A 514-nucleotide genomic window follows, 5' to 3' on the forward strand; every position below is an offset into this window, starting at 1 on the left:
CCCCGACATTCCGCCCGGGGCGCGGCCCTCTGCACTGCCTCCTGCGAACGGCAAGTTTACGCCCGCGTCGCTCTGCCGCCGCCCTGCATAAGCCATCAGCATCACTGCTTGGGCAATATTGAGGGAAGCCAAGGCCGGCTCGACCGGCAGAGTGACGATGCAATCGGCCAGCGCAACTTCTTCATTGCGCAAGCCCCACTTTTCGCGCCCAAACAGCAGGCCGACGCCCTTGCCAGACCCGATCTGCGCCGCCATGCGCATGGCGGCGCAGATCGGGTCTGGCAAGGGCGTCGGCCTGCTGTTTGGGCGCGAAAAGTGGGGCTTGCGCAATGAAGAAGTTGCGCTGGCCGATTGCATCGTCACTCTGCCGGTCGAGCCGGCCTTGGCTTCCCTCAATATTGCCCAAGCAGTGATGCTGATGGCTTATGCAGGGCGGCGGCAGAGCGACGCGGGCGTAAACTTGCCGTTCGCAGGAGGCAGTGCAGAGGGCCGCGCCCCGGGCGGAATGTCGGGG

2 pseudogenes are annotated in these 514 nt (G+C 65.4%); one reads left to right on the plus strand and one right to left on the minus strand.

Annotated features, from left to right (window positions below):
- Nucleotides 1-234: pseudogene (locus tag WH91_RS26030) on the minus strand (TrmH family RNA methyltransferase); the annotation flags it as partial.
- Nucleotides 235-280: 46 nt separating this feature from the next.
- Here WH91_RS26030 and WH91_RS26025 point away from each other — a divergent pair.
- Nucleotides 281-514: pseudogene (locus tag WH91_RS26025) on the plus strand (TrmH family RNA methyltransferase); the annotation flags it as partial.

Source organism: Devosia psychrophila, assembly GCF_000971275.1.
Taxonomy (GTDB): domain Bacteria; phylum Pseudomonadota; class Alphaproteobacteria; order Rhizobiales; family Devosiaceae; genus Devosia; species Devosia psychrophila.